Raw genomic sequence first — 4,432 nt, 5'->3', positions numbered from 1 at the left:
TCGACAATCCAAAAATAATTGAGAGGCTAGGACTTTTGTCCCAGCCTCTTATTTTGTTGATTCAGTTTCATGGAGAAGGAGCCAACTATGGGCAGGAATAGAAAGTTCCTTTCCTTTAGGAATAGGGGTTTTTAGGTTGGCATGAGGATAGGCAAATAACAGCTGACTATCGCTCGGATGTTGATAGGTCTGTTCTTGATCACCGATATTGACAAGAATCGTTATTTTTTCACGATCTTTCTCAATCGTGTAGATCAAATGATGATCAGACAACCATTTGACGTCACAGTAGTCGCGAATCTCTTGCCCTTTTTTCAAACGAAGGAGTGGCTGTGATTTCCGATAAGCAATCAATTCTTTAAGAAAAGCAAGTTCTTCTTTGCATTTTGAAAGGGATGTCCAGTCCAATTGGTTGAGACTATCTGGCAAGTTATAGGTGTTTTCTTCGAGCCCTTTTGTGCGGTAACGTTCTTGACCAGCATGGATAAAAGGTACACCTTGGGATAATAATACCAAATGAAGAGCGAGGCGTGAGAGAGCTTTTCGCTCCTCTAGACGAATCTCTTCTTTTTCAAGTTGGAAATAATCAAAAACAGTTGCATTATCGTGGCATTCGACGTACTGAATGGCTTGTTTAGGTTGGATGAAATGAGCAGGTCCTACTTTCCCGACATTTGCTGTTAGGATATTAGAAAAATCATTGGCTGGATGTTGACTATCACAACGGTGACCGGCTAAGAGTGTTCTCTTGACCGTATCCCGGAAATTATCACTGAAAAAGCCAAAATCTGGTAATCGTTTTGAGTTGTACTGGTGAGCGAGCTGGTCTTCAGAGAGGCCTGTATCCATCTTCCACCCTTCGCCATAGAGATAGACGTTAGGATAGATTTCACGGAGCTCCTCTGCAATCTCTGTCATGGTTTGAATGTCTAAGATTCCCATCAAGTCAAAGCGAAAACCATCAAAGCCGTAGAGGGAAACCCATTGCTTGAGGGATTGCTTGATATAGTGTCTTACCATGGAACGTTCACTTGCGACATCATTCCCACAGAAGGTTCCATTGGTCCGCTCTCCTTCTGCATTATAGCGGTAGAAATAACCGGGTACGATTTGTTCAAATGCATACTCATCGGCCTGGTAGACGTGATTGTAGACCACATCCATGATGACACTAAGATTAGATTGGTGATAGGTTGCAATAGCATCTTGGAGCTCCCAAATCCGTGCATAAGGATCGTTTGGGTCACTGGCATAACTACCTTCTGGAACATTGTATTGGACAGGATCATAACCCCAGTTGTAGGCTTTCCATTGATTCTCTTCATCAACACTACCGAAATCATAGACAGGAAGTAACTGTACATGGGTAATGCCAAGTTTTTGAAGGTAATCAAATCCAAGGATCTGACCATTGAGTTGAGGCGATTCTGTCAAGCCTTTAAACTTACCAGGGTGTTTAAAGCCGGCCTCTTTTTGGACAGAGAAGTCCCGAACGCTCATCTCGTAGATGATTGCTTCTGTCGGGTCTAGTTGACGAGTAGCACGTGTGATAGGACGTGTGATCTTCTTGCGGTCGACGACTAAGCTATCTCCAGAGTTTGCTAAAGAGGATAGAGCATAGGGATCGTGGATCCGACGTTCTAGGCCATTGACACGGAACTCATAGTGGTAGGCAGCTCCTTCCCAGTCCCCTTTAAGCAAAAGTTCCCAGACTCCATTTTCTGTACGATGCATTGGATAGATCTGATCTTCGATATGAAGGGTCACATCTTGCGAAATGGGTGCCCAGAATTTAAATTGCGTCTGATTTGGTGTGTAAAAACTTCCTAAATCTTCTCCAGTATAGGTGAAGGTTTGATCGAAAATGGGTTTGCGAACGATGTTTCGATAGTGGAGTATAGAAGAATTTCCAGTAGCATCGTAGATGGTGTACTCTTCTCCGAGTTCAAGTGGAATAGGGCTTAAGAAATAGTCTCCTGTGTCAGTCGCAGCACTTGACGTTTTGACAGGGATTAAGGCAAGATGACCTTGGTTCGTTTTCAAATAAAAAGGAAGGATATGCTCCTCTCCCTTTTGGATACGAATGAGGTCTTGATCGTCTAAATAAGCAGTAAATGTAGACATAAAGGCTCCTAAAGTTTCGTAATGGTATGGTCAATCAATTGACGGTAGCAAACAGTTTTTCCTTCTTTGTGATCTTTGATGATTTGAAGGATGGTCCGGACAGATTCACGCCCGAGTTCCACCGCATTGATGTCAATATAGGCTTCAATATCGAGTCGTGGCTTGATCGAATCAAAGGAAATAATCGGGATTGTCAGCTGGTGTTCTAATAGGTATTGGCGCACCCCTTCAGCAACGAGAATATCGGTCGTCATAATCGCATCTAGTTCTGTTAACGGTAGACGTTCCATCATTTGATAAGAATTATCTTCTAACATAAAGCCAAATGAAAAATGAACGAGTTTTTCATCGAGAGGAATCCCTGCTTTTTGGAGGGCTTCTTTATAACCTTGGTAGCGGTCTTGAGATACGAACAGTTCTTTGTTTCCCCCGATAAAAGCAATTTTTCGGTAGTTTTGTTGAATGAAATAATCCGTCGCATCAAATGCAGCCTTGATATTATCATTATCCACTAGTGATACAAAAGGTGAAGCTGCCTTTCCGAGAATGAGGAAGGGGAACTTGTCTTTGATCGCAAATTCAACGAGGGGATCATTCGGGTTGGAATAAAGGAAAATCAAACCATCTACACGATTTCCGTAGATGAGTTGTTTGAGGTTGTCGAGCCGCCGTTCTTCATTTTGCCCCGTACAGATTTGGATGGCATAATCATTGTCTGACGCGATCTGGGTAATTCCTCTTAAAACAGTTGGGAAGAAAGGATTCTGGTAGAAAACGTCACTATCGATTGGAAGAACCAAAGCAATGACTTGACTAGATTGGCTGACAAGGCTGCGAGCATTAAGATTGGGATGGTAATCCAACTCGACCATGGCCTCACGGACTCGTTTTTTTGTTTCATCACTAATCGTGGATTTATTTTGGATGACGCGCGTGACAGTTGAAGGCGCGACGCCAGCGAGTTTCGCCACATCTTTGATGGTAACACGCATGAGAAAACCTCCTAGCGGTGATAGTCTGGATCACGGAAGTGGGTCTTATAAAACACCATAGCAAGATAGAGTACAAATAAGACATTTTGGATCATGATCGTCGTAGTAAATACTTGATGGAATAGTAAACTGATGAAGACACTCAGTAAAATAGGGAGTCCCAAGCAATTCAGAATACAATTGAAACATTCCTTGAAAGTTTGTAGTGAAAAGAGTCGAGATTTTCGTGTCAAGTAGAGGAAGAAAGATGCCCCTACGATGAGAATCAAATAATTGACTGTCGATAAGAAGCCAGAGAAAATCACGAGAAAGAGACTGACAGGGAGTCGATTGTCGCGAAACCAATCGCTAGAGATAGCTTGAGTGAAGCTTTTTTTATCCCGAAGGCTCTCTTGATTAATAGCCTGGTATGAGACTGTAGCGAGTTCTTTATTCTCTTTTGAGATAATCAATTGTTTGCGATCAAAATGGAGTGTTAACTCCTTGCCTTCACTAGCCTTTGCCTCTTGGCCTAAGATAACCTGTCCTTTTGAAGTCTTGTGTACAGGGTTAGTCCCTGTATAGGTGAGCTCTTGGTCTTTGATCACGACGTGTTCTTGGATATCTTTCATAACGTCTGTTGATAAAGGATCAAACACATCGCTGACAAAGGTTGTCAAAGGATAGGTTTTGAGTTGAGCATTTTGCAGAGCCACAGGTAATAGTGTGATAGAGATTAGAAAGAAAGAAGTAAAAATCATTTGGAACCAGCTCAGTTTTTTGCGGTTTGCAAAAGAAGAGCGGAAATTGAAGATACTTGCGAAATAATTAAAAGGATAGGGCATAAGATGACCTTTCTAAACATAAGAGTATCAGAAATGCAAAGAGAAATCTCTTTGATTGATTTTATTCTTAACGAAGGGTAGTAAAGAATCCACCATACTACCCTCAACTTAAAAATAAAATGTGCTTGAAATAAAATTCTATTTTATCCTTTATCCCCACCAGCTGTCAAGCCTGAAACAAAGTTCTTTTGTAGGAAGAAGAATAAGATACAGATTGGAACCGCGATCAAAATAGCACCGGCTGCAAAGAAGGCGATTTTTTGATTTTTTTGGTCACTGATAAAGGTTTGAAGACCAACGGCTACCGTATAGTTCACTTCGTCACGAAGCAAGAATTTAGACAAGATATAGTCTCCGAAAGGTCCCATGAAAGCCCAGAGTGCTTGAACGGCAATCATTGGACGAACAAGAGGAAGGACGATTTGCCAGAAGCGACGGAAGTGTCCAGCTCCATCCAATTTCGCAGATTCATCGAGGGAAATTGGAACAGTA

Annotated in this window: 4 protein-coding genes; all 4 read right to left on the bottom strand. The window is 41.9% G+C overall.

Annotated features, from left to right (window positions below):
* Positions 1 to 48: 48 nt before the first annotated feature.
* On the bottom strand, positions 49 to 2,124 hold the full coding sequence (pulA, locus tag O3626_RS10130) for a type I pullulanase (RefSeq protein WP_371496710.1): 2,076 nt from the start codon (positions 2,122 to 2,124) through the stop codon (positions 49 to 51).
* Positions 2,125 to 2,132: 8 nt separating this feature from the next.
* Complete coding sequence (locus O3626_RS10125; RefSeq protein WP_371496708.1) at positions 2,133 to 3,116, bottom strand: LacI family DNA-binding transcriptional regulator; 984 nt, start codon at positions 3,114 to 3,116, stop codon at positions 2,133 to 2,135.
* 11 nt (positions 3,117 to 3,127) lie between these two features.
* The gene (locus O3626_RS10120; protein WP_021154118.1) at positions 3,128 to 3,940 is read right to left on the bottom strand and encodes a DUF1189 family protein; all 813 of its coding nucleotides are present in this window, start codon (positions 3,938 to 3,940) and stop codon (positions 3,128 to 3,130) included.
* 143 nt (positions 3,941 to 4,083) lie between these two features.
* Positions 4,084 to 4,432 (bottom strand): ABC transporter permease subunit (locus O3626_RS10115; RefSeq protein WP_371496705.1); only part of this gene is annotated, 349 nt, incomplete at its 5' end.

It is taken from the genome of Streptococcus sp. 20925_1_77 (assembly GCF_041432125.1).
GTDB lineage: Bacteria > Bacillota > Bacilli > Lactobacillales > Streptococcaceae > Streptococcus.
The sequence above is the reverse complement of the archived record's forward strand: the minus strand, read 5'-3'. Positions and strand labels throughout refer to the sequence as shown.